The organism is Streptomyces sp. NPDC126510 (assembly GCF_040302345.1).
Lineage (GTDB): Bacteria > Actinomycetota > Actinomycetes > Streptomycetales > Streptomycetaceae > Streptomyces.
This window is the reverse complement of the sequence record NZ_JBEORR010000019.1, coordinates 146,103-169,888: the sequence shown is the minus strand read 5'-3', so window position 1 is coordinate 169,888 and position 23,786 is coordinate 146,103. Positions and strand designations below refer to the sequence as shown.

General features: G+C 70.8%; 19 protein-coding genes. 10 read left to right on the top strand and 9 right to left on the bottom strand.

Annotated features, from left to right (window positions below):
* Positions 1-5: 5 nt before the first annotated feature.
* Both ABTX60_RS26170 and ABTX60_RS26165 read right to left on the bottom strand, forming a co-directional pair.
* Positions 6-653 carry a dihydrofolate reductase family protein gene (locus tag ABTX60_RS26170; RefSeq protein ID WP_352099437.1) on the bottom strand — a complete coding sequence of 216 codons (648 nt, stop codon included), beginning with the start codon at positions 651-653 and terminating at the stop codon, positions 6-8.
* Between the two features lie 173 nt (positions 654-826).
* On the bottom strand, positions 827-1,192 hold the full coding sequence (locus ABTX60_RS26165; protein ID WP_352099436.1) for a cupin domain-containing protein: 366 nt from the start codon (positions 1,190-1,192) through the stop codon (positions 827-829).
* Positions 1,193-1,422: 230 nt separating this feature from the next.
* Between ABTX60_RS26165 and ABTX60_RS26160 the strand changes: the two genes are divergently transcribed.
* From ABTX60_RS26160 to ABTX60_RS26130, 7 genes are all read left to right on the top strand, one after another.
* Positions 1,423-2,442, top strand: coding sequence for a LacI family DNA-binding transcriptional regulator (locus ABTX60_RS26160; protein ID WP_352099435.1), 1,020 nt, complete (start codon positions 1,423-1,425; stop codon positions 2,440-2,442).
* On the top strand, positions 2,439-3,959 hold the full coding sequence (locus ABTX60_RS26155; RefSeq protein ID WP_352099434.1) for a sugar ABC transporter ATP-binding protein: 1,521 nt from the start codon (positions 2,439-2,441) through the stop codon (positions 3,957-3,959). The genes ABTX60_RS26160 and ABTX60_RS26155 overlap by 4 nt, the downstream gene beginning before the upstream one ends.
* A complete protein-coding gene (locus ABTX60_RS26150) occupies positions 3,949-5,898 on the top strand; it encodes an ABC transporter permease/substrate-binding protein (RefSeq protein ID WP_352099433.1) in 1,950 nt (649 codons plus the stop codon). Before ABTX60_RS26155 ends, ABTX60_RS26150 begins: the two co-directional genes overlap by 11 nt.
* A gap of 76 nt (positions 5,899-5,974) precedes the next feature.
* On the top strand, positions 5,975-6,877 hold the full coding sequence (locus ABTX60_RS26145; RefSeq protein ID WP_352099432.1) for a ribokinase: 903 nt from the start codon (positions 5,975-5,977) through the stop codon (positions 6,875-6,877).
* Complete coding sequence (gene rbsD / locus ABTX60_RS26140) at positions 6,874-7,263, top strand: D-ribose pyranase (RefSeq protein WP_352099431.1); 390 nt, start codon at positions 6,874-6,876, stop codon at positions 7,261-7,263. The genes ABTX60_RS26145 and rbsD overlap by 4 nt, the downstream gene beginning before the upstream one ends.
* Positions 7,264-8,244: 981 nt before the next feature.
* Entirely contained in the window at positions 8,245-10,425 is a 2,181-nt protein-coding gene (locus ABTX60_RS26135) for a bifunctional polysaccharide deacetylase/glycosyltransferase family 2 protein (protein WP_352099430.1), read from the top strand.
* A gap of 210 nt (positions 10,426-10,635) precedes the next feature.
* A complete protein-coding gene (locus ABTX60_RS26130) occupies positions 10,636-10,953 on the top strand; it encodes a hypothetical protein (protein WP_352099429.1) in 318 nt (105 codons plus the stop codon).
* A gap of 172 nt (positions 10,954-11,125) precedes the next feature.
* Here the strand turns inward: ABTX60_RS26130 and ABTX60_RS26125 are convergent, their stop codons facing one another.
* From ABTX60_RS26125 to ABTX60_RS26110, 4 genes are all read right to left on the bottom strand, one after another.
* Entirely contained in the window at positions 11,126-11,641 is a 516-nt protein-coding gene (locus ABTX60_RS26125) for a GNAT family N-acetyltransferase (RefSeq protein WP_352099428.1), read from the bottom strand.
* Positions 11,642-11,696: 55 nt separating this feature from the next.
* On the bottom strand, positions 11,697-12,377 hold the full coding sequence (locus ABTX60_RS26120) for an NAD(P)H-dependent oxidoreductase (protein WP_352099427.1): 681 nt from the start codon (positions 12,375-12,377) through the stop codon (positions 11,697-11,699).
* 67 nt (positions 12,378-12,444) lie between these two features.
* On the bottom strand, positions 12,445-12,777 hold the full coding sequence (locus ABTX60_RS26115) for an ArsR/SmtB family transcription factor (protein WP_352099426.1): 333 nt from the start codon (positions 12,775-12,777) through the stop codon (positions 12,445-12,447).
* Positions 12,778-12,853: 76 nt separating this feature from the next.
* Complete coding sequence (locus ABTX60_RS26110) at positions 12,854-13,024, bottom strand: hypothetical protein (RefSeq protein WP_159038809.1); 171 nt, start codon at positions 13,022-13,024, stop codon at positions 12,854-12,856.
* Between the two features lie 537 nt (positions 13,025-13,561).
* On the opposite strand from ABTX60_RS26110, the gene recD2 reads away from it, so the two are divergent.
* Both recD2 and ABTX60_RS26100 read left to right on the top strand, forming a co-directional pair.
* Positions 13,562-15,841, top strand: coding sequence for an SF1B family DNA helicase RecD2 (gene recD2 / locus ABTX60_RS26105; RefSeq protein WP_352099425.1), 2,280 nt, complete (start codon positions 13,562-13,564; stop codon positions 15,839-15,841).
* Between the two features lie 179 nt (positions 15,842-16,020).
* Positions 16,021-17,310, top strand: a complete 1,290-nt coding sequence (locus tag ABTX60_RS26100; protein ID WP_189588784.1) for a citrate synthase — start codon at positions 16,021-16,023, stop codon at positions 17,308-17,310.
* 611 nt (positions 17,311-17,921) lie between these two features.
* On the opposite strand, the gene ABTX60_RS26095 is transcribed toward ABTX60_RS26100, so the two are convergent.
* The 3 genes from ABTX60_RS26095 to ABTX60_RS26085 all read right to left on the bottom strand — a co-directional run bounded on the left by ABTX60_RS26095 (position 17,922) and on the right by ABTX60_RS26085 (position 21,415).
* Positions 17,922-20,159 (bottom strand): heavy metal translocating P-type ATPase, encoded by a 2,238-nt coding sequence (locus tag ABTX60_RS26095; RefSeq protein ID WP_352099424.1) that lies wholly within the window; start codon positions 20,157-20,159, stop codon positions 17,922-17,924.
* 241 nt (positions 20,160-20,400) lie between these two features.
* On the bottom strand, positions 20,401-20,640 hold the full coding sequence (locus ABTX60_RS26090) for a heavy-metal-associated domain-containing protein (protein ID WP_352099423.1): 240 nt from the start codon (positions 20,638-20,640) through the stop codon (positions 20,401-20,403).
* A 70-nt stretch (positions 20,641-20,710) separates the two neighbouring features.
* Positions 20,711-21,415 (bottom strand): TetR/AcrR family transcriptional regulator, encoded by a 705-nt coding sequence (locus ABTX60_RS26085; protein WP_502992390.1) that lies wholly within the window; start codon positions 21,413-21,415, stop codon positions 20,711-20,713.
* Positions 21,416-21,575: 160 nt separating this feature from the next.
* Between ABTX60_RS26085 and ABTX60_RS26080 the strand changes: the two genes are divergently transcribed.
* Positions 21,576-23,786 (top strand): MMPL family transporter, encoded by a 2,211-nt coding sequence (locus tag ABTX60_RS26080; RefSeq protein ID WP_352099422.1) that lies wholly within the window; start codon positions 21,576-21,578, stop codon positions 23,784-23,786.

Sequence of the window (23,786 nt, the reverse complement as noted above, 5' to 3'; positions counted from 1 at the left end):
TGCCGTCACTTCCGCCAGAACAGGTGATGGATCACGCCGCTGGGGCTCGGCACCACATCGCAGTGGAAGCGGTCGAGCAGGTCCTCGGGGGACTCCCACAGCCGTGAGCCGGACCCGAGCACCACATCGGGCGAGACCGCCACGTGCAGCGTGTCGACCAGGTCGGCGTCCAGGAACTGCCGGATGACCGTCGCCCCGCCGCCGAGCCGTACGTCCTTGCCCCCGGCCGCCTTGCGCGCCTGGGCGAGGACCTCGGCGGGATCCCCGCCGACGAAGTGGAACGTCGTGTCGGAGAGGGTGAACGAGGGACGCTCGTGGTGCGTCATCACGAACACCGGCGTGTGGAACGGCGGCTCGTCGCCCCACCAGCCCTGCCACTCGTGATCCTCCCAGGGGCCCCGCTGCGGGCTGAACTTGTTGCGGCCCATGATCTCGGCGCCGATGCCGTGGTGGAAGTCGCGCACCAGGTAGTCGTCGAGGCCGCGGCTCCCGCCCGGGTCGGTGCGGTTCGGCCAGCTCGCGGTCGCGCCGGCCCAGGCGAACATCGTGCCGGGATCGGCATGGCCGAACGGTCGCTCCAGGCTCTGGCCCTCACCGGCACCGAATCCGTCACTCGAGACGTTGAAGTTCTGCACACGCAGCAACTGGGACACGGGGCTCCTCCTGTGGTCGATGCAAGAGAGACCGCCCGGACCGGCGACACTCATCGGCTCGGGTCGGGCGAATCCCGCGGGCTGGGCGAATCCCAAGCGCGGCGAATCCCACGGGTCGGGCGAATCCCACGGGCCGACGTATCCCCCGGCCCGGCGGTTTCAAAGGCCCGGTCTCACCCGGCCTGCGCCACCACGTGGTCGATCACCTGCTTGAAGTCCGCGTCCGGGGAGAACTCCACCAGCTCGGTGTCCGCCAGGGCGAGCGGCACATGGCCAGGACCCCAGTGGTACGCCTGCCCCGCCTCGTACTCCTCCTCGCCGGTGGCCGTCCGCATCCGGATCCGGCCCTTCAGCAGATAGCCCCAGTGCGGGCACTGGCACGCGTCGTCGGGGAGGCCCTTGAGGGCCGGGCCCATGTCCGTGCCCTGGGGCAGAGTGATGTAGCTGACCGACATGCCGCCGCCGATCGGCATGTTGCGCACCTCTACGCCGTCGCCTCCGAGTACGACGGGTACGTCATCGCGAGTCGCTGCCGTCATGGCTCCTCCGCTCGCCGTGGAATCGGCCGTGAAACGGACTTCCTCCTTCCACCCTGAACCGCCGGGGAGCCACCCGCGACATCACGATCCGGTCAAGAGGTGCCTGTGGGGGCTTGATTTACCGCCGTGTAATCGATTCCATCCCTCCGTCGGTGTAATCGATTCCACGAGTACTCGCCCCTGTCGGCGCGGGTGCTCCCACGACTGATCCACAAGGAGGTGGAGCGGCGGTGGCCAGCATCAAGGACGTCGCTGCCGAGGCCGGCGTATCCGTCGCCACGGTCTCGCGCGTCCTGAACGACCACCCGTCGGTCAGCGCCGACGCACGCACCCGCGTGCTGGCCGCCGTCGAGAGCCTGGGCTACCGCCCGAACGCCGTCGCCCGCTCCCTGCGCACCGACCAGACCCACACCCTCGGCCTGGTCATCAGTGACGTGATGAACCCCTACTTCACCGAGCTGGCCCGCTCCGTCGAGGAGGAGGCCCGTGCGCTCGGCTACAGCGTCATCATCGGCAACGCCGACGAGCGGCCGGACCTCCAGGACCACCACGTACGGAACCTCCTGGACCGCCGCATCGACGGACTGCTCGTCTCACCCACGGACGGCGGCTCGCCGCTGATGCTGGACGCCGTACGGGCCGGTACGCCCATGGTCTTCGTGGACCGGTGGATCCCGGGCGTGGACGTGCCGGTGGTGCGGGCGGACGGGCGGAGCGCCGTACGGGACCTCGTGGCGCATCTGCACGGCCTCGGACACCGGCGGCTCGCCATCATCGCGGGCCCGGCGGCGACCACGACCGGCCGCGAGCGCGTCGAGGTCTTCCGGGAGGCGCTCGGCGCGTACGGGCTCGAACTGCCCGACACCTACATAGGGCAGGGCGACTTCCAGGCCGAGAGCGGCCGGCTGGTCACCGAGGGCTTCCTCGACCTGGCCGAGCCTCCCGAGGTCGTCTTCGCCGCCGACAACCTGATGGCACTCGGCGCGCTGGACGCCGTGCGGGCGCGTGGCCTGCGCGTACCGGACGACCTCGCGCTGGCCGCGTTCGACGACATCCGGTGGTTCGTGCACACCGATCCGCCGATCACCGCGATCGCCCAGCCCACGGGCGAGCTGGGCCGGGCCGCCGTACGGGCCCTGGTCGACCGCATCGAGGGACGTCCCGGTGAGTCCGTGACCCTCCCCGCCCGGCTCGTCGTACGCCGCTCGTGCGGCGAGAACCCCACCCCAGTGCAAAGGAGCACGACGTGAGCAACGCGGACGAGTTGCTGCGCATCGAGGGCATACGGAAGACCTTCCCGGGCGTGGTCGCGCTGGACGGCGTCGACTTCGATCTGAGCCGGGGCGAGGTGCACGTCCTGCTCGGTGAGAACGGTGCCGGCAAGAGCACCCTCATCAAGATGCTCTCCGGTGCCTACACCCCCGACGCCGGGCGGATCCTGGTCGCCGGTGAGGAGACCCGCATCCAGGGTGCGCAAGACTCCGAGCGGCTCGGCATCGCCACCATCTACCAGGAGTTCAACCTGGTGCCCGACCTCACGGTCGCCGAGAACATCTTCCTCGGGCGCCAGCCGCGCCGGTTCGGAATGATCGACCGGGGGCGGATGGAAGCCGACGCCGAGGTCCTGCTGAAGCGGGTCGGCGTGGACGTGTCACCCCGCGCGCGGGTCCGCGAACTCGGCATCGCGCGCCTGCAGATGGTCGAGATCGCCAAGGCGCTCAGCCTGGACGCCCGCGTGCTCATCATGGACGAGCCGACCGCCGTGCTCACCTCCGAGGAGGTCGAGAAGCTCTTCGCGATCGTGCGCGCGCTGCGCGAGGACGGCGTCGGGATCGTCTTCATCACGCACCACCTGGAGGAGATCGCCGCGCTCGGCGACCGCGTGACGGTCATCCGCGACGGGAAGAGCGTGGGCCAGGTGCCCGCGTCCACGCCCGAGGACGAACTCGTGCGGCTCATGGTCGGGCGCTCCATCGAGCAGCAGTACCCGCGCGAACGGGCCGACCGGGGCGCCGCGCTGCTGTCCGTCGGGGGACTCACCCGGGACGGCGTCTTCCACGACGTCGGCTTCGAGGTGCACGCCGGTGAGGTCGTCGGCATCGCGGGACTGGTCGGTGCCGGCCGGACCGAGGTCGTACGGGCCGTCTTCGGAGCCGACTCCTACGACAAGGGCACGGTCAAGGTCTCCGGCGCCCCGGTCGCCAAGTACGACGTCAACGCGGCCATGACCGCCGGTATCGGGCTCGTTCCCGAGGACCGCAAGGGCCAGGGCCTGGTGCTGGACGCCTCCGTCGAGGAGAACCTCGGCCTGGTGACGCTGCGGTCGGCCACGCGCGGCGGGCTCGTCGACCTCAAGGGGCAGCGCGAGGCCGCCGAGCGGATCGCGCGGCAGCTCGGCGTGCGGATGGCCGGGCTAGGCCAGCACGTACGCACGCTCTCCGGCGGCAACCAGCAGAAGGTCGTCATCGGCAAGTGGCTGCTAGCCGACACCAAGGTGCTGATCCTCGACGAGCCGACGCGCGGCATCGACGTCGGCGCCAAGGTCGAGATCTACCAGCTGATCAACGAACTCACCGCGGCCGGCGCGGCCGTCCTGATGATCTCCAGCGACCTGCCCGAGGTGCTCGGCATGAGCGACCGGGTGCTGGTGATGGCCCAGGGCCGGATCGCCGGTGAACTCTCCGCCGACGAGGCGACCCAGGACGCCGTGATGGCACTCGCCGTAAGCAACCCCAGCACTGACAAGGAGGCCTCCCGTGGCCACTGACACGCTCAAGAGCGCGACGGGCGCGGGTGGCGCCTCGGGAGGCCTGCGCCGCCTCCTGCTCGACAACGGGGCGCTCACCGCGCTCATCGTCCTCGTCATCGCGATGTCGGCGCTGTCCGGCGACTTCCTGACGACGGACAACCTCCTCAACGTGGGCGTGCAGGCGGCCGTGACGGCCATCCTCGCCTTCGGCGTGACCTTCGTGATCGTCTCCGCGGGCATCGACCTGTCCGTCGGCTCGGTCGCCGCGCTGTCCGCCACGGTCCTCGCCTGGAGCGCGACCTCGGCGGGTGTCCCGGTCGTCCTCGCCGTCCTCCTCGCCATAGCCACGGGCATCGTCTGCGGCCTGGTCAACGGCATCCTGATCTCCTACGGCAAGCTGCCGCCGTTCATCGCCACGCTGGCCATGCTGTCGGTGGCCCGCGGCCTGTCCCTCGTCATCTCCGAGGGCTCCCCGATCGCCTTCCCCGACTCCGTCTCCCACCTCGGCGACACCCTCGGCGGCTGGCTGCCGGTGCCGGTGCTGGTCATGGTCGTCATGGGCCTGATCGCGGCCTTCGTGCTCGGCCGGACCTACATCGGCCGCTCCATGTACGCGATCGGCGGCAACGAGGAGGCCGCGCGGCTGTCCGGCCTGCGCGTGAAGAAGCAGAAGCTCGCCATCTACGCCTTCTCGGGTGTCTTCGCCGCCGTCGCCGGTGTCGTCCTCGCGGCCCGGCTGTCGTCCGCGCAGCCCCAGGCCGCCGACGGCTACGAGCTGGACGCGATCGCCGCCGTCGTCATCGGCGGCGCCTCCCTCGCGGGCGGTACGGGCAAGGCGTCCGGCACGCTGATCGGCGCCCTGATCCTGGCGGTGCTGCGCAATGGGCTGAACCTGCTGAACGTCTCCGCGTTCTGGCAGCAGCTCGTCATCGGTGTCGTCATCGCGCTCGCGGTGCTGTTCGACACGCTGCGGCGCAAGGCGGGGGCGACCCCGGTCGCCGGTGCCTCCCAGGGAGGCAAGGGCAAGCAGGCGGCGACCTACGGGCTCGCGGCCGTGGTCACCGTCGCGATCGTCGGCGCCACGTCGTTCCTGCACAACGGCTCCGCCGCCGCGGACAAGCCGAAGATGGGCCTGTCGCTGTCGACCCTCAACAACCCCTTCTTCGTGCAGATCCGGGCGGGCGCCCAGGCCGAGGCGAAGAAGCTGGGCGTCGACCTGACCGTCACCGATGCCCAGAACGACGCCTCCCAGCAGGCCAACCAGCTGCAGAACTTCACCAGTTCCGGCCTCGGCGCGATCATCGTCAACCCGGTGGACTCGGACGCCGCGAGCAACTCGGTCAAGGCTGCCGACAAGGCGGACATCCCGGTCATCGCCGTGGACCGCGTCGTCAACAACGCCAAGCTGGACACGCTCGTCGCCTCCGACAACGTCGCCGGCGGTGAACTCGCCGCCAAGTCGATCGCCGAGAAGCTCGGCGGCAAGGGCAAGATCGTGATTCTCCAGGGCCAGGCGGGCACCTCCGCGGCCCGGGAGCGCGCGCAGGGCTTCGCGAACGGCCTCAAGGCCTACCCGGGCATCAAGGTCGTCGCCCAGCAGCCCGCCGACTTCGACCGCACCAAGGGCCTCGACGTCATGTCGAACCTGCTCCAGGCCCACCCGGACGTGCAGGGCGTCATCGCCGCCAACGACGAGATGGCGCTCGGCGCGATCAAGGCCCTGGGCTCCAAGGCCGGCAAGTCGGTCTCGGTCGTCGGCTTCGACGGCACGCCGGACGGACTGAAGGCGGTCGAGGGCGGCACGCTGTACGCGTCCGTGGCGCAGCAGCCGTCCCAGCTGGGGAAGATCGCCGTGGACAACGCCCTGAAGGCGCTCCAGGGCAAGGACGTCGAGGAGACGGTCAAGGTGCCGGTGAAGGTGGTCACGAAGGAGAACGTGGCCGGCTTCAGCGGCTGACATCGGGGAACGGCCGGGCGGTTGCCCACAGCGTGGGGTGACCACCCGGCCATGTCACTCACGTGGGGAGCAACGCATGTACGACTACGACCTCCTGGTCGTGGGGTCGGCCAACGCCGACCTGGTGATCGGAGTGGAGCGCCGGCCCGGTGCCGGTGAGACCGTGCTCGGCTCCGACCTGGCCGTCCACCCGGGCGGCAAGGGCGCGAACCAGGCGGTCGCCGCCGCCCGGCTCGGTGCCCGCACGGCCCTGCTGGCCCGGGTCGGCGACGACGCGCACGGCCGGCTGCTGCTGGACTCGCAGCGCGAGGCGGGCGTCGACACGGTGGGAGTCCTGGTGGGCGGCGCGCCGACCGGCGTCGCACTGATCACGGTCGATCCGTCCGGAGACAACAGCATCGTCGTCTCGCCCGGCGCGAACGGCCGCCTCACGCCCGAGGACGTCAGGGCCGCGGGGTGTCTCTTCCAGGGCTCCCGGGTGGTGTCGGCGCAGCTGGAGATCCCGCTGGAGACGGTGGTGGAGACCGTACGGAACCTTGCTCCCGGGAGTCGTTTCGTGCTGAACCCCTCGCCGCCGCGCCCCCTTCCTTCGGAGGTGCTGGCGGCCTGCGACCCGCTGATCGTGAACGAGCACGAGGCGAAGGTGATCCTGGGTGACTCCGCCGTCGGGGACACCCCCGAAGACTGGGCGAGGATCCTGCTCGCCAAGGGCCCGAGGTCGGTGGTGGTGACACTGGGCGGACAGGGCGCGCTGGTGGCGTCCTCGGAGGGGGTCTCGCGGGTGCCGGCCGTGCAGGTGGACGCGGTGGACACGACGGGAGCGGGCGATTCCTTCACGGCGGCGCTGGCCTGCCGGCTGGGCGCGGGCGAGTCGCTGGCGGAGGCGGCGGCGTACGCGGCGCGGGTGGGTGCCGTGACCGTGACGAAGGAGGGCGCGCAAGCGTCCTTCCCGACGGCGGCGGAGGTCGCCGGGGCATGAAGAAGGCCGGAATACTGAACCGCCACCTCTCCGGTGCGCTGGCCGAGCTCGGCCACGGCGACGGGGTGCTGGTGTGCGACGCGGGCATGCCGATCCCCGACGGCCCCCGGGTGGTGGACCTGGCCTTCCGGGCCGGGGTGCCGTCGTTCGCCGAGGTGCTGGTCGGGCTGCTGGCCGAGCTGGTGGTCGAGGGGGCGACGGCGGCACGGGAGCTGCGGGACGCCAACCCGGAGGCGTCGTCGCTGCTGGAGGGGCACTTCCCCGGACTGGACCTCGTGTCGCACGAACGGCTCAAGGAGTTGTCGGCGGGGGCCCGGCTGGTCGTCCGCACGGGCGAGGCGCGGCCGTACGCGAACGTCCTGCTGAGGTGCGGGGTCTTCTTCTGACACCCGCGAAGGGGTGCGGGAGGCTCTGAACGGTTTCGAGGGGGCCCGGTCCGTCGACCGGGCCCCCTCGGCTTTTCCCCTCCGCGTCAGGAACCCCACGATCCCCCCAGATCCCTCCCCCAAGGGTCCTGACACCAAGTACGACCCGCGGGGGGCGGGAAGGGTTGCACGGCGAGTAAGAAATTCTTGCCGGACTCTCGGGGAACTCTCCCGCGTCGGGGCGTCGTACGCTGAATTTATGGCGCTTCTTCGGGCCAATAGGGGGCATACGGGACAGGAATCGTCGGGCGAGCGGAGTTCCCCTGTGTTCGTCGACTCCTCCGGCCGGCGTGCGCGGTATCTGCGACGCACCGGCTACGGGCTTGCCACCGCCGCGGCCACGTACATGGCGGTACTGGTCCTGAGCCTGATGGGAGCAACTCCCTTCGCCCCGGGGGCCATCCTGCCCGGCGACATCGCGGCGCCCGCCGCGCCGGGGCCGCGCACACCCGGCCCGACCGCCCGGGTACCCGGCGAGCTACCCGCGTCCGGCCGTGTGGGCCCCGGCTCCCCGAGCACCCTGCTCGTTCCGCAAGCCGGCGAACCGGGCCCTCTCCTCGCTCCGCCCCAGGTGCCCGGCGACCCAACGGTCGGCTCACCGGCACGCCCTGACACATCAGAACCGCAAGCACCACCAACCTCACCGGGGCAGCCCGCGACCCCCGGTGATCCCGCTGCTCCCAGTCCCACGCCCGGCACGGGCACCGCCCCCGCACCCGGCGCGGGCACCACCCCCGCCTCGCCGCCGCCCGCTCCCTCCGCTCCGCCCGCCCCGCCGACCACCGCCCCACCGGCCCCCGGGTCCCCGGCGCCAACACCGCCGCCCGGCTCCCAGCCCCCGGCGCCGGCCCCCAGTCCCGTGGCGCCGTCCGGTTCCACGGCCACCCTCCTGCCCTCTGCCCCCTCTGCCCCCTCTGCCCCCTCGGCGGCCGAGGCCTCCTGATGCGGCGGCGCCCTCACCGGTCACCCGGCCGCTCACCGAGGGCGCCCGGTCCGCGGCGGACGCGAGCGCTGCGGCCGAGGCACCGGTTCCGCATCGTCGTTCCCCTCGTCCTGCTGGCCTTCGTCGCCTCGGTCCTCCTGATCGAGGGGTACACCACGCGGGGCTTCACCGGTGACCAGGAAGGGCGCGCCGGACGCCCCTCGACCGGAGTCCCCCGCGCGATCGCCGGCGGCGGCCCGGTCGTCGACACCACCCACGATCACCTGCGGACCTATCGCCCGCCGGCCAGGACCGTCGTGCTGACCTTCGACGACGGCCCCGACCCCACCTGGACGCCGCGCGTCCTGGCCGTTCTCGACCACTACGACACACCGGGCACCTTCTTCGTCACCGGGCAACAGACCGTCCGGCACCCCGGAGTTCTGCGCCGTGTGATCCGTTCCGGTCACGAGGTCGGTGTGCACACCTTCTCCCACCCGGACCTGGCCACCCAGTCCTCGAGCGCCGTCGACCGTGAGCTCGCGCTGACCCAACTCGCCCTCGCCGGGGCCGGGGGCATCAACACGTCGCTGATGCGGATGCCCTACTCCTCGACCATCTCGGCCCTCGACAACCGGGCCTGGACCGTGACCCGGCGCCTGGGGGAGCAGGGCTACGTCCTGGCCTTCATCGACCAGGACACCGACGACTGGCGGCGGCCGGGCGCCCGGGCCATCGCCGACGCGGCCGTGCCCGACGCGCCGGCCGGCGGGGTCATCCTGCTGCACGACGCGGGAGGAGACAGATCACAGACCGTCGAAGCCCTCGAAAGCCTGATTCCCCGGCTGAAGGCCCAGGGGTATCGATTCACCACCCTCGCCGACCTCGTCGGCACCGACAGTTTCACCAGCCCCGTCGGCACAGCGGAGTTGTGGCAGGGCCGCATCTTCGTGGCCGCTGTCACCGTGTCGGGGACAGCGGTGTCGGCCGTCAGCGTGCTGCTGCTCGTGGTCGGTTCGCTCGTCCTCGCCCGCTGTGTGCTCCTGCTCGTGCTGGCGCGCCGTCACGCCCGTCGGTACCGCCGCCGGCCCACCGGCGCCCACCGGCCCGTCACCCGGCCTGTCAGCGTCGTCGTACCCGCCTACGACGAGGAGCTGTGCATCCCCAAGACACTCCGGTCGCTCGCCGCGAGCGACCACCCCGTCGAGATCATCGTCGTGGACGACGGGTCCCGCGACGGCACGGCAGACCTCGCGGAGTCCCTCGCCCTGGAGAACGTCACCGTCGTCCGGCAGCCCAACCGCGGCAAACCGTCCGCCCTCAACAACGGTGTCCTGCGGGCCTCGCACGACCTCGTCGTCATGCTGGACGCCGACACCGTCTTCGCCCCCTCGACCGTCGGCCGCCTCGTCCAGCCGTTCGCCGACCCCCGCGTCGGCGCCGTCGCGGGCAACGCCAAGGTCGGCAACCGTCGGCGGCTGCTCGGCCGCTGGCAGCACATCGAGTACGTCATGGGCTTCAACCTCGACCGCCGCATGTACGACCTGCTGCACTGCATGCCCACCATTCCCGGTGCCGTGGGGGCATTCCGGGCCGAGGCGCTGCGGGACGCCGGGATGATGAGTGCGGACACGCTCGCCGAGGACACCGACATCACCATGGCCCTGCACCGGGCCGGGTGGGAGATCCGCTACGTGCCGGACGCGCTCGCCTGGACCGAGGCACCGGCCTCGCTGCGACAACTGTGGCGCCAGCGCTACCGGTGGAGCTACGGCACCATGCAGGCGGCGTGGAAGCACCGGCACGCGCTGGTCGAGCATGGCCCCGCGGGACGCTTCGGCCGCATCGGTCTGCCCGTGCTGACCGTCTTCCAGATCCTCACCCCGCTGCTCGCCCCGCTGATCGACATACTGGCCCTGTACGGCCTGGTGTTCGGGAACGCGCTCACCACGCTGCTGGCCTGGAGCGGCGTGCTGGCGGTGCAGGCCGTCTGCGCCGCGTACGCCTTCCACCTGGACGGCGAACGGCTCCGGCCCCTCTGGGCGCTCCCGCTCCAGCAGGTCGTCTACCGCCAGGTGATGTACCTGGTCCTCGTCCAGGCCTGCCTGACCGCGATCAACGGCTACCGGCTGCCCTGGCAGCGGCTCAACCGCAGCGGAGACGTGATGCTGCCGCCTCAGCCCTCCACCGGCCGGACGTGAACCGGCCTCGAGCGGCGGGCGGTGCGCCCCCTGGGCCGGATGGCTCACCCGGTTCACCGAGACCACCGAGGTCACCGACACGCTCTGACGCCGCCCTTGCCCCCGCCGGCCCGCTCGATCGCCCTCAGCACATCGCACGATCGGGTTGAGTTGGCCCGCCCTCGGGGCCGTCAGCCTTTCTCCCGGGTGCTCTGCGCTCAGGGTGTGATCATGAAAACTTCCCGACTGCACTCCGTGCACCGTTCGCTCGCCCACTCGGCCGGAGCGACCGTCATCGTCCTCGCGGCAGCCCTGACCTCCGCCGCCCCCGTCGCGGCCCACACCGCCGCGCCGCCCCACCACGGCGAAGGCGAAAGCCTTTCGTGCCAGACCACCCGCGTGCAGAGGCAGGGCCTCGAAGGCATCGTCTGGAGCGTGCTGTTCGGGCCCCAGGGCTTGCAGCCGCAGGCGGCCGGGTGCGACGTGGGCACGGCGGCGGGCAAGCAGGAAGAGACCAGAGATGTCCTGCCGCCCAAGCTGGCCCCCTGACCTGCTGACGCGCAGTGCAGCCGAAGTGGTGCGGGCGCCTGGCGCCCCTCCCGGCGGTTTCGGGTACGGGGAGGGAGCCCTGGGCTCCCTCCTGTATTGGCCTTCTCGACACGGAAACGCGGACGGACGGGGCGAGACGCGGAGAGCCGCCGGAGGGCGCCGCACCCGTACGTCAGCTGGAGCGCACCGGGAGCCGGCGCGTCAGCACGTACGTGAGAGCGCCGTCGTCCTCCACGATGTCCCGGGTGTGCTCGAACCCCATTCTGCCCAGCAGGCGCAGTGACGCCTGGTTCTGCGCGGCCACGGTGGCGTGCACCTCGGTCAGCCCGAGCACCTCGAAGCCGTAACCCACCAACGCCTCGGCCAGTTCCGTTCCGAGCCCGCTGCCCCAGACCTCAGGCCCCAGGGCGTAGACGATCTCGTGACCACCGGCCTCTTCGGTGCGCTTGATCTCCGCGTGCCCGACCAGGAGCCCTCCACGCCGGACCGCCCACACGTCGAACAGGTCCCCCGCGTACACCTTGCTGAAGATCCGCCCGAACAGCGCCCGGTCCTCCGCCTCGGCAGCGGGCCCGTCGCCCATCCACCGGGACACCCTCGTGTCCTGGAACAGAGCGACGAAGCTCTCCTCGTCGTCCGGGCTGTAGGCGTCGAGCAGCAGGCGTGGGGTGCGCAGCGTCGGGGGCATGCCGCGGGACCCTACTCACGGCGATCGCGGGGCGGCAATCGACTTTCGCCCGCCCTCAGCGCCCGGTCGCCGAGGCGGTCGCGGCGATGCGCGCGACGGACACCCTGACCGAGTCCAGCGCCGCTGCCCGTTCCTGCTCGGTCAGCCGGGCCGGTCCGTAGGTGATGACCGGGGCGAGGACCTGGAAGCCGACGAACTCCAGCATTCCGCGGTGGATGTGGAACAGGAAGTCGTCCATCGGGCCGAACGCGCCACCGGGCCGGAACGCCTCGCCGGACCCTCCGGTCGTGAACAGCAGCATCGCGCGCTTCCCGGCGAGCGCCGCCTCACCGAAGAGCCCGTGAGGACCGCCGAAGACCCCGCCCATCACGAAGACCCGGTCCACCCAGCCCTTGAGGACCGCGGGCAGCGAGAACCACCACAGCGGGAACGACAGCACGAGCAGATCGGCGGCGAGCAGCCGGTCGAGGTGGCCCCGGACGGCAGCGTCCAGCGTCCCCTCCGCGATCGCGCGCAACTGTGCCGCCTGCGGCTTGAACGGGCCGTCCACCGGCGCGAACTCCTCGCGGGCCAGGACCGGGGCCCAGCCCTCGGCGTACAGATCGAGGACGTCGACGCGGTACCCGGCCTCGCGCAGGGACTCGGCCGCGGCGGCCATCTGGGCGGAGCTGAACGACCGTGGCTGGGGGTGGGCGTGGACGATCAGGGCGGTGGGCGCAGCAGCGAAGGTGGACATGAAGAGATCATATCGACGTATCCCGATTCGTCAATGCGTGCTGATGGGCGCTGACCGGCGGCGGTTCTCAGACGGTGGTGCCGATCGCCCGGGCCAACTGCGCCAGCCGCTCCTCGTCGCGCCGGTAGTGGGTCCACTTGCCGATCCGGGTGGGCCGCACGAGCCCCGCCCGTTCGAGCGTGCTCATGTAGCTGGAGACCGTCGATTGCGCGAGCCCCGCCTTCGCCTGGATGTGCGTGACGCACACGCCGACCGTGCCCCGGTCCGCGATCGGCTCGTACGCGCCGAAATGCGCCTCGGGGTCCTTCAGCCACTGCATGATCTGCAAGCGGGCGGGATTGCCGAGGGCCTTGAACACCTCGATCAGATCACCCGGTTGGAGTTCCGCCGTCGCGGTCATGCGCCACCCTTCCTGACGAGTACCGACACACCACGATATCTCGATGCGGCACGCCCGCGGGGTTTCCGGCCGGCCCTCACCGCCGCAGGCTGTAGCTCACCATGGACGCCCCCACCACCGACCCGAACGCCGGCAGCAGGAACTGCGCGAAGGCCTCCCAGCCCCAGACGATCCCCGCGCACGCCGCCGTGACGTTGATGGCCAGGGACATGATCCACAGGGCGACGCTCTGGGCCTGGGGTGACATCGTTCCTCGTCGTCGTTCGTCGTCGTTCGGGGCCGTGGGAATGGGGCGGCCGAGGCGCGATCAATCCGGCCCCGGACCGAAAAGGGACGGGAATGCCGGCGGCGGCGCCACATTCGGCGGAGCACCGGATGTGCTCACGTTCGGCGCGGAGGCCCCCGGGGCCACGATCGCGTGATGCCCGGACAGGGGAGCCGTCGCGAGCAGGGTCAACGTGCCGACGGCGCACAGACCGACGAGAAGCGTGCCCGCCGTGTACGCGCGCCCGGGGGTGCTCGGGCCTGAGGGGCGCATCGGCATCACGGTCGCTCCGGAATCGAGTCCGCCCCCCTTTTTTCATGGACCTCTGAATTCTTCCACGAGGTGGAATCACAAAGAGGGCAGGCCGGATGCTTGAAGTGTAAAGCTTCCGGCTCTCTTGTGGATTCACCGTGAAAAGGTGAACCCGCCACCGCATACTGATCGGTCGCTTTATCCGAAGGGCCGTTCCGGAGGTCCTGGTCCCGCCACGCTGTCGTACCCGGGCGGTACGGTCGGATCATGACCGATCAGGCGGGGGCCGCCCAGGCGGGCGAGCGGCGACTGGCCACGCTGGAGGGCGTACTCGAACGCATCACGTACGCCAACGAGGAGAACGGCTACACGGTCGCCCGGGTCGACACCGGCAGAGGCGCCGGTGACCTGCTCACGGTCGTCGGTGCCCTGCTGGGCGCGCAGGTCGGCGAGTCCCTTCGCATGGAGGGCCGCTGGGGCTCCCACCCGCAGTACGGCAAGCAGTTCCACGTGGAGAACTACACGACCGTCCTGCCGGCCACCGTCCAGGGCATCCGCCGCTACCTCGGCTCCGGCCTGGTCAAGGGCATCGGCCCGGTCTTCGCCGACCGCATCACCCGGCATTTCGGCATCGACACCCTCACGATCATCGAGGAGGAGCCCAAGCGCCTCGTCGAGGTCCCCGGGCTCGGCCCCAAGCGCACGAGGAAGATCGCCGACGCGTGGGAGGAGCAGAAGGCCATCAAGGAGGTCATGCTCTTTCTCCAGACCGTCGAGGTGTCCACCTCCATCGCCGTGCGCATCTACAAGAAGTACGGCGACGCCTCCATCTCGGTCGTGAAGAACCAGCCTTACCGGCTCGCCTCCGACGTCTGGGGCATCGGCTTCCTCACCGCCGACAAGATCGCCCAGTCCGTCGGCATCCCGCACGACAGCCCGGAGCGCGTCAAGGCGGGTCTGCAGTACGCGCTGTCCCAGTCCACCGACCAGGGCCACTGCTTCCTCCCGGAGGAGCAGCTGATCAAGGACGCGGTCAAGCTCCTCCAGGTCGACACGGGCCTGGTCATCGAGTGCCTGGCCGAGCTGGCCGAGCCGCAGGAGGACGGTGGGGACCCCGGCGTCGTACGGGAGAAGGTGCCCGGCCCGGACGGCGGCGAGCCCGTCACCGCGATCTACCTCGTCCCCTTCCACCGCGCCGAACTCTCCCTCTCCGCCCAGCTGCTGCGCCTCCTGCGCACCGGCGAGGACCGGATGCCGGGCTTCCGGACGGTCGCCTGGGACAAGGCGCTGAGCTGGCTGAAGGGGCGTACGGGCACCGATCTGGCCCCCGAGCAGGAGGCCGCCGTCAGGCTGGCGCTGACCGAGAAGGTCGCCGTCCTCACCGGCGGCCCGGGCTGCGGCAAGTCCTTCACGGTCCGCTCGATCGTGGAGCTGGCCCGCGCGAGGAAGGCCAAGGTCGTGCTCGCCGCCCCCACCGGCCGGGCCGCCAAACGCCTGGCCGAGCTCACCGGCGCCGAGGCCTCCACCGTCCACCGCCTGCTGGAGCTCAAGCCCGGCGGTGACGCGGCCTACGACCGGGAACGCCCCCTGGACGCCGACCTGGTGGTCGTCGACGAGGCGTCCATGCTCGACCTGCTCCTCGCCAACAAGCTCGTCAAGGCCGTCCCGCCGGGGGCGCACCTGCTGTTCGTCGGAGACGTCGACCAGCTGCCCAGCGTCGGCGCGGGCGAGGTCCTGCGGGACCTCCTGGCCGACGGCGGCCCGATCCCCGCGGTCCGGCTCACCCGGGTCTTCCGGCAGGCCCAGCAGTCCGGTGTGGTGACCAACGCGCACCGGATCAACGCCGGCCAACACCCGGTCACGGACGGCATGAAGGACTTCTTCCTCTTCGTCGAGGACGACACCGAGGCCGTCGGCCGGCTCACCGTCGATGTGGTTGCCCGCCGCATTCCGGCCAAGTTCGGCCTGGACCCGCGCCGGGACGTCCAGGTCCTCGCCCCCATGCACCGCGGCCCGGCCGGCGCGGGCACTCTCAACGGCCTGCTCCAGCAGGCCGTCACCCCGGGGCGCCCCGACCTGCCCGAGAAGAGATTCGGCGGACGGGTGTTCCGTGTCGGCGACAAGGTCACGCAGATTCGCAACAATTACGAGAAGGGCAAGAACGGTGTCTTCAACGGCACCGTCGGGGTGGTCACCTCGCTCGACCCGGTCGACCAGCGCCTGACGGTGCTCACGGACGAGGACGAGGAGGTGCCGTACGAGTTCGACGAGCTCGACGAGCTGGCCCACGCGTACGCCGTGACGATCCACCGCTCCCAGGGCAGCGAGTACCCGGCTGTCGTCATCCCGGTCACCACGGGCGCCTGGATGATGCTCCAGCGGAACCTGCTCTACACGGCCGTCACCCGGGCCAGGCAGCTGGTCGTCCTCGTCGGTTCGCGCAAGGCGATCGGCCAGGCGGTGCGCACCGTTTCGGCAGGCCGGCGGTGCACGGCACTCGACTTCCGGCTCGGTTCCGCAAAAAATGATCGATCAAATGAGTCGTGAAGGTCACAAGACACTTCCGGAAGGGGAACGCAGGGGGCAGGATGAGCAAGTTGGCGGCACTCAGTGCCGTCAATAGGCCCGATGGTCGACCCCGAGTGCACTCTCCTGAGCCAAGTGGGGGATGGTAGAGACAGTCAGGGCAACCTCGAAGATGAGGCACAACGTCGGTGAGGGAAGACGTGAGCGACAACTCTGTAGTACTGCGGTACGGCGACGGCGAGTACACCTACCCGGTGATCGACAGCACCGTCGGTGACAAGGGCTTCGACATCGGAAAGCTCCGCGCCCAGACCGGTCTGGTGACGCTGGACAGCGGTTACGGCAACACGGCCGCGTATAAATCCGCCGTCACGTACCTGGACGGCGAAGCGGGCATCCTGCGGTACCGCGGCTACCCGATCGAGCAGCTGGCCGAGCGCTCCACCTTCCTGGAGGTCGCCTACCTGCTGATCAACGGCGAGCTGCCGACCGTCGACGAGCTCTCGGTGTTCCAGAACGACATCACGCAGCACACCCTGCTGCACGAGGACGTCAAGAACTTCTACAAGGGCTTCCCGCGCGACGCCCACCCGATGGCGATGCTCTCCTCGGTCGTCTCGGCGCTGTCCACGTTCTACCAGGACAGCCACAACCCGTTCGACGAGCGCCAGCGCAACCTCTCCACGATCCGCCTGCTCGCCAAGCTCCCGACGATCGCCGCGTACGCGTACAAGAAGTCGATCGGTCACCCGTTCGTCTACCCGCGCAACGACCTCGGCTACGTCGAGAACTTCCTCCGCATGACCTTCTCGGTCCCGGCGCAGGAGTACGAGCTGGACCCGACCGTGGTCTCCGCGCTCGACAAGCTGCTGATCCTGCACGCGGACCACGAGCAGAACTGTTCGACCTCCACGGTCCGCCTGGTCGGCTCCTCGCAGGCGAACATGTTCGCCTCGATCTCCGCCGGCATCAACGCGCTGTGGGGCCCGCTGCACGGCGGCGCCAACCAGTCCGTGCTGGAGATGCTGGAGGGGATCCGCGACTCCGGCGGCGACGTCGACACCTTCATCCGCAAGGTGAAGAACAAGGAGGACGGCGTCCGCCTGATGGGCTTCGGCCACCGGGTCTACAAGAACTTCGACCCGCGCGCCAAGATCATCAAGGCCGCCGCGCACGACGTGCTGTCCGCTCTCGGCAAGTCCGACGAACTGCTGGACATCGCGCTGAAGCTGGAGGAGCACGCGCTCTCCGACGACTACTTCGTCCAGCGCAGCCTCTACCCGAACGTCGACTTCTACACGGGTCTGATCTACCGGGCCATGGGCTTCCCGACCGAGATGTTCACGGTGCTGTTCGCCCTCGGCCGACTGCCGGGCTGGATCGCCCAGTGGCACGAGATGATCAAGGAGCCGGGCTCCCGCATCGGCCGCCCGCGCCAGATCTACACGGGCGTGGTCGAGCGCGACTTCGTCCCCGTCGAGGAGCGCTGAGCGCAGTAACGCGTCAGGTCCCCGTATCCGCTTGCCGGGTGCGGGGGCTTTTGCATGATCTCTCACGGGATTTCTTACGCAATGAAGAAGGCGCCCCGGCGTCGGTCCCCCCACGGGCCGACGACCAGGGCGCCTTCCCAGTCCCGGTACGGATTCCCCCCACGGGATCCGGCCGGGCGTCTGTGAGGACAGCGCCTGAATCGCTGTTGAGCAGAACGAGCAGAACTCGTCGTACCTCTGTGAGGTGCGATCTGCCGGGACAGCGCACGCCCGGGAGGGCCGCTCAAAGCTTCCCGGTGTACGTGCCCCGGCAACGCATCTCTGAGGAAGTCCCCCAAGACATCCCCAGATGTCAGGTAACGCCCCCCAAGACGCTCCCCGACATCGTCAACTTAGACCTTCGAACCCCTCAGATGGTTACGTTCACATCACTGTGATCTGCGTCTCTTGCATATGTCCGTTAGATGCGCAAGAGCCTCGGATATGCCGTCCGAGGCCCCAGCGTAAGGAAGATGCGCGAGCCTTGTGAAGAGCTTATGTGAGCCGGGCCCGGGACTCCAGAGGGGCTCAAAATCGCGTTCACCGTGAACTTAGGGGGAATTCGGGCGACTTCACCGAAATGTCCGCAGTCGCAGACTGTTCGTGACGACGAAGACCGACGAGAAGGCCATCGCGGCCCCGGCGATCATCGGGTTCAGCAGGCCCGCGGCGGCCAGCGGCAGCGCGGCCACGTTGTAGCCGAAGGCCCACACCAGGTTGCCCTTGATCGTGGCCAGGGTCCGGCGGGACAGCCGGATCGCGTCCGCGGCCACCCGCAGATCGCCGCGGACCAGCGTCAGATCACCCGCCTCGATCGCCGCGTCCGTCCCGGTGCCCAGGGCCAGGCCCAAGTCGGCGGCGGCGAGCGCGGCCGCGTCGTTGACGCCGTCGCCCACCATGGCTACGACCCGCCCCTCGGCCTGCAGCCGCCGTACCGCTGCGACCTTGTCCTCGGGCAGGACCTCGGCCACCACCTGCTTGATCCCCACGGCCGCGGCCACCGTCCCGGCCACCGTCCGGTTGTCCCCGGTCAGCAGCACCGGCGTGAGCCCCAGCGCGCGCAGCTCCCGCACGGCTTCGGCGCTGGTCTCCTTGATCGCGTCCGCCACGGCCAGCACGGCCCGCGCCGTCCCGTCCCAGCCGGCCAGGACGGCCGTACGCCCGGTCCGCTCGGCCTCGTCCCGCGCGCGGGCCAGCTCGGGCGGGACGTCGTCGAAGAGCCGTCCGACGGCGACGTCACGGCCCTCCACGCGGCCGCGTGCGCCCCGCCCCGGGACGTTCTCGAACCCTTCGACCTCCGGGAGCGGCCCGGTGCTCTCCTCGGCGCCCCGCGCGATCGCACGGGCGACGGGGTGCTCGGAGGCGTGCTCCACGGCGCCCGCGAGCCGCAGCACCTCCTTCTCGTCGGTGCCCTCGGCGACGTGCACCTCCTGGAGGGCCATCCGGCCGGTGGTGACCGTGCCGGTCTTGTCCAGGACGACGGTGTCCACCCGGCGCGTGGACTCCAGGACCTCCGGGCCCTTGATGAGGATGCCGAGCTGTGCGCCCCGGCCCGTGCCGACCATCAGCGCGGTCGGGGTGGCCAGACCCAGCGCACACGGGCAGGCGATGATCAGGACCGCGACCGCCGCGGTGAACGCGGCGACACCGTCCCCGGTCAGCCCGAGCCAGGCCCCGGCCGTCGCCACGGCGATCAGCAGCACCACCGGCACGAAGATCCCGGAGACCCGGTCGGCGAGCCGCTGCACCTCGGCCTTGCCGTTCTGCGCGTCCTCCACCAGCTTCGCCAACCGCGCGAGCCGGGTGTCGGCGCCGACCCGAGTGGCCTCCACGACCAGCCGGCCGCCCGCGTTGACCGTCGCGCCGGTGACCGTGTCCCCGGCCGTCACGTCCACCGGCACGGACTCGCCGGTCAGCATCGAGGCGTCGACCGCGGAGGTGCCCTCGACGACCGTGCCGTCGGTGGCGATCTTCTCCCCGGGCCGTACGACGAACCGGTCGCCGACGGCCAGGCGCTGCGCCGGGACCCGCACCTCGCGCCCGTCCCGCAAAACGGCCACGTCCTTGGCGCCCAGTTCCATCAGGGCCCTGAGCGCGGCCCCGGCGCGGCGCTTGGAGCGGGCCTCCAGGTAACGGCCCAGCAGGATGAAGGCGGTGACGCCGGAGGCGACCTCCAGATAGATCGAGGAGGCGCCGTCGCCACGCGAGACCGTGAACTCGAACGGGTGCCGCATGCCCGGCATGCCCGCGTCACCGAGGAACAGCGCCCACAGGGACCAGCCGAACGCGGCGAGCGTGCCCAGGGAGACCAGCGTGTCCATGGTGGCGGCGGCGTGCCGTGCGTTCGTCCAGGCGGCCCGGTGGAAGGGGAGTCCGCCCCAGACCACGACCGGTGCGGCGAGCGTGAGCGAGAGCCACTGCCAGTTGTCGAACTGCAGGGCCGGGGCCATCGCCAGCAGGATGACGGGCAGGGCGAGGGCGGCGGAGACGGTCAGGCGCCGCCGGAGGGTCGAGAGCTCGGGGTCCTCCTCGGTGCCGGCGGTCTCCTCCCGCGGGGGCGCGGGCTCCTCGGCGGTGTAGCCGGTCCTCACCACGGTGGCGATCAGATCGGCGACCTCGGTGCCCTCGGGATAGGCGACCCGTGCCTTCTCCGTCGCGTAGTTGACCGTGGCCGTGACGCCGTCCATGCGGTTGAGCTTCTTCTCGACGCGGGCGGCACAGGAGGCGCAGGTCATCCCGCCGATGAGCAGTTCGACCTCGGCGAGCGCGGGCTCCCGTGCGGTCGGCGGCTTGGCGGTGGTGCTGGTCATGTCCTCACTCCTGGAGATGCGGGACGCCCGGAAGCGGAACGGGCCGTACGGGCCGGGGCGGCGGCGAACGGCCCGTACACGGGTACGAGTGCCAGGGCCGGCGCGTCTCAGACCTGTCGGCCGGTGCCGGAGCCGGCGCGTCTCGGACCTGCCGGCCGGTGCCGGGCCGGCAGGGCTCCGACGTGTCGGTCGCTGCAGGGCCGGCGCGTCTCGGACCTGGCTGCCGCCCGGCCCGGGCGGCTCAGGCCCGGCCGGCGAGTTCGAAGCCGGCCTCGTCGACAGCGGCGCGCACGGCCTCGTCGTCGACGGGGATCGCGGAGACGACGGTGACCTCGCCGGTCTTGGCGACGGCCGTCACCGAGCTCACGCCGGAGATCTGGGAGATCTCGCCGGAGACCGCGCCCTCGCAGTGTCCGCAGCTCATGCCGGTCACCTTGAAGACGGTGGTGACGGGGCCCGTGGTGTCGGTCTGGGCGGTCATGTCGTTACTCCTCGCAGAGGCATGTGGGGCTGTGGGGTCCACTGGGGGATCCGCGCCATCCACTGTACCCCTAGGGGGTATCGGTGCACGACGCACCCGCCAGCGGTCGCAAATACCGCAGAAGGGCGTCCTTCAGCTCCTGGATGTACGCCTCCCGCTCGGCGCCCTCATGGGCCAGGATCAGCTCCAGGCCGGCCTTGTAGATGCCGACACACATCCGGGCGGTGCGGGTGACGGCCGGGGCGGAGGCGTCGGGTACGAACGGGACGAGGAGCGCCTCGACCCGGGCGACCAGTGTGGTGTGCAGTGCGTCGTGCTCCTCGGCGATGCGACCCGGGATGTCGGGGCCGTGCATCAGTGCGAAGAAGGCCGGGTGGCGGCCGTTGAACTCGATGAAGCGGTCCACGGCCCCGGTGATCACCTCTTCGAGTGAGGTCATGGCGGGGTCGATCGGGGTCAGGACCTCGTCGTACGACTGCCGCATCTCGTGCATGAGCCGGCTGCCCAGCTCGATCGCGATGGCTTCCTTGTTCGGGAAGAACTGGTACAGCGTGCCCGGCGAGACGCCTGCCTCGCGGGCGATGGCGTTGGTGCTGGCGGCCGTGTAGCCCGTCGTGGAGAAGACCGCGGCGGCGGCCTCGAGCAGCTGGGTGATGCGGCGCTCGCCGCGGGCCTGGCGGCGGCGCGGCCGCTCCTCGGCCGTCGGCGTCGTGGTCGTCGTGGTCGCCGCGCTCTCTGTGGTGTCCGTTGCGGACTTATCGGTCTTCTCGGGCACGCGTTTTCCCCAGGTCTCATCACGCGATTGACAAACGCGAGTGGTCACTCGCATTCTGGATCCAGGAATGCGAGCGATCTCTCGTGTTTGCCAGTCTATGGCAGCCCCGTGCTGTCAGGCTGCGCCTGGACACGGGTCACGGTGAAGGGGACACCGCACGATGACCGAAGTCAACACACCACCGCGCGTCGGGGGCTGGACCCGTTTCGTCACCGCCCGGCCCAGACTGTCGCTGCTGGTGGCGCTCGTGCTCACCGCGCTCGCGGTCCTGGCCGGCAGCGGCGTCGCCGACCGGCTCGGCGCCGGGGGCTGGGAGGACCCGGCCGCCGAGTCCACGTACGCGACCAAGGCCCTGGAGCGCGAGTTCCCCGGCTCGCAGCCCAACTTCCTGCTCCTGCTCGACGCGGGCGGAGCCTCGGTCGACGACCCGGCCGTCGCCGCCGAGGCCGAGCGGCTCACCGAGCGGCTGGCGAGCGAGCGAGGCGTCACCGGCATCGGCTCCTACTGGCAGTCCGGCGCCCCGGCCCTGCGTTCGGAGAACGGTCACGAGGCACTGATCGCCGCCCGCATCACCGGTGACGAGAAGACCGCCGGCGAGACCCTGGAGCGCATCGCGCCCCACTACCGTGGCGTGCACGGCCCGGCGGAGGTCACGGTCGGCGGACCGGTCGCCGTGCGGCACGAGATGCAGACGATCATCCAGGAGGACCTGACCAGGGCCGAGCTCATCGCCCTGCCGGTGACGCTCGTCCTGCTGGTGATGGTCTTCGGCAGCGCCGTCGCGGCCCTGCTGCCGCTCGGCATCGGCATCGCCGCCATCCTCGGGACCAACGCGATCCTGCGCGCCCTCACCGAACTCACCGACGTGTCCGTGTTCGCGATCAACCTCACCACGGCACTCGGACTCGGCCTCGCCGTCGACTACGCCCTGTTCATCGTCCGCCGCTTCCGCGAAGAACTGGCGACGGGCGCCGAACCCGTGACGGCGATCGGCACGACCCTGCGTACAGCAGGCCGCACCGTGCTGTTCTCCGCCCTCACCGTCGCGGTGTCCCTGGCCGCGATGCTGGTCTTCCCGCAGTACTTCCTGCGGTCGTTCGCCTACGCCGGGATCGCCGTCGTCCTGCTGGCCGCGGCGGCCGCGCTGATCCTGCTCCCGGCCGCGCTGGTGCTGCTCGGGCACCGGGTCGACTCCTGGGATCTGCGCCGCGTGTTCCGGCGAGGCCACCGGCCGAGGCCGGCCGGGGAGGAGGGCAGGGCGTGGGCGCGCACGGCGGCCCTCGTCATGCGCCGAGCCCCGTTCTTCGCGCTGGGCACCACGGCCGTTCTCGTCCTGCTCGGACTGCCCTTCCTGGGCGTGAGGTTCGGCACCGCGGACGACCGCCAGCTCCCCTCGGCCTCCGAGTCCCACGTCGTGCAGCAGCACATCCGGGAGGGCTTCCCGGGCAGCCCCGGCGGCGGTCTCGAAGTGCTGGCCGAGGGCCGCGCCACCGAGGCGCAGTACGGCGCCTACAAGGAGCGAATCGCCCGGCTCCCCGATGTCGCGAGGGTGGACGGGCCACTGGTGAAGGGCGAATCCGCGTTCTTCACGGTGCTGCCGAAGGGCGAGGCGGTCGGCGATCCGGCCCAGCGTCTCGTCGGCGAACTGCGCGAGACCCGGGCCCCCTTCGACACCAAGGTGACGGGTACGGCGGCCGTCCTGGTCGACTCCAAGGACGCCATAGGGGAACGCCTGCCCCTCGCAGCCGTCTTCATCACGATCGTCACCCTGCTCCTGGTCTTCCTCCTCACGGGCAGCGTGCTGATCCCGGTCCAGGCGGTCGTGCTGAACGCGCTCAGCCTGACGGCCATGTTCGGCGCGGTCGTCTGGGTCTTCCAGGACGGCCACCTCTCCGGCCTGCTCGGCTTCACCAGCCCCGGATCCATCGAGACGACCCTGCCGGTCCTGATGTTCTGCGTGGCCTTCGGCCTGTCCATGGACTACGGAGTGTTCCTGCTCTCCCGCATCAAGGAGGAGTACGACCACACCGGCGACCACGACCAGGCCGTCCGCCGCGGCCTCCAGCGCACCGGCGGGCTGATCTCGGCGGCGGCCGTCATCCTGGCCGTGGTCATGGTCGCGATAGGCACCTCCCGGGTGACCAACACCAAGATGCTCGGCCTGGGCATCGCCCTGGCGGTCCTGATGGACGCGATGATCGTCCGCAGCCTCCTGGTCCCCGCGGTCATGCGCCTCACGGGCCGCGCCACCTGGTGGGCCCCGGGCCCCCTGCGCCGCTTCCACGCACGGTTCGGCCTGACCGAGGGGGAGGAGACGGCACCGGCGGGGGAGGCGGAACCGGCCCGGGACAAGGCCGGGGCCCGGGGCTAG

What these genes read in the sequence shown, in the direction of transcription:
- ABTX60_RS26095 (WP_352099424.1), bottom strand. Translation starts at nt 20,159, where the DNA reads ATGACCAGCACCACCGCCAAGCCGCCGACCGCACGGGAGCCCGCGCTC.
- recD2 (WP_352099425.1), top strand. Translation starts at nt 13,562, where the DNA reads ATGACCGATCAGGCGGGGGCCGCCCAGGCGGGCGAGCGGCGACTGGCC.
- ABTX60_RS26080 (WP_352099422.1), top strand. Translation starts at nt 21,576, where the DNA reads ATGACCGAAGTCAACACACCACCGCGCGTCGGGGGCTGGACCCGTTTC.
- ABTX60_RS26125 (WP_352099428.1), bottom strand. Translation starts at nt 11,641, where the DNA reads ATGCCCCCGACGCTGCGCACCCCACGCCTGCTGCTCGACGCCTACAGC.
- ABTX60_RS26145 (WP_352099432.1), top strand. Translation starts at nt 5,975, where the DNA reads ATGTACGACTACGACCTCCTGGTCGTGGGGTCGGCCAACGCCGACCTG.
- ABTX60_RS26135 (WP_352099430.1), top strand. Translation starts at nt 8,245, where the DNA reads ATGCGGCGGCGCCCTCACCGGTCACCCGGCCGCTCACCGAGGGCGCCC.
- ABTX60_RS26130 (WP_352099429.1), top strand. Translation starts at nt 10,636, where the DNA reads ATGAAAACTTCCCGACTGCACTCCGTGCACCGTTCGCTCGCCCACTCG.
- ABTX60_RS26115 (WP_352099426.1), bottom strand. Translation starts at nt 12,777, where the DNA reads ATGACCGCGACGGCGGAACTCCAACCGGGTGATCTGATCGAGGTGTTC.
- ABTX60_RS26120 (WP_352099427.1), bottom strand. Translation starts at nt 12,377, where the DNA reads ATGTCCACCTTCGCTGCTGCGCCCACCGCCCTGATCGTCCACGCCCAC.
- ABTX60_RS26165 (WP_352099436.1), bottom strand. Translation starts at nt 1,192, where the DNA reads ATGACGGCAGCGACTCGCGATGACGTACCCGTCGTACTCGGAGGCGAC.
- rbsD (WP_352099431.1), top strand. Translation starts at nt 6,874, where the DNA reads ATGAAGAAGGCCGGAATACTGAACCGCCACCTCTCCGGTGCGCTGGCC.
- ABTX60_RS26110 (WP_159038809.1), bottom strand. Translation starts at nt 13,024, where the DNA reads ATGTCACCCCAGGCCCAGAGCGTCGCCCTGTGGATCATGTCCCTGGCC.
- ABTX60_RS26090 (WP_352099423.1), bottom strand. Translation starts at nt 20,640, where the DNA reads ATGACCGCCCAGACCGACACCACGGGCCCCGTCACCACCGTCTTCAAG.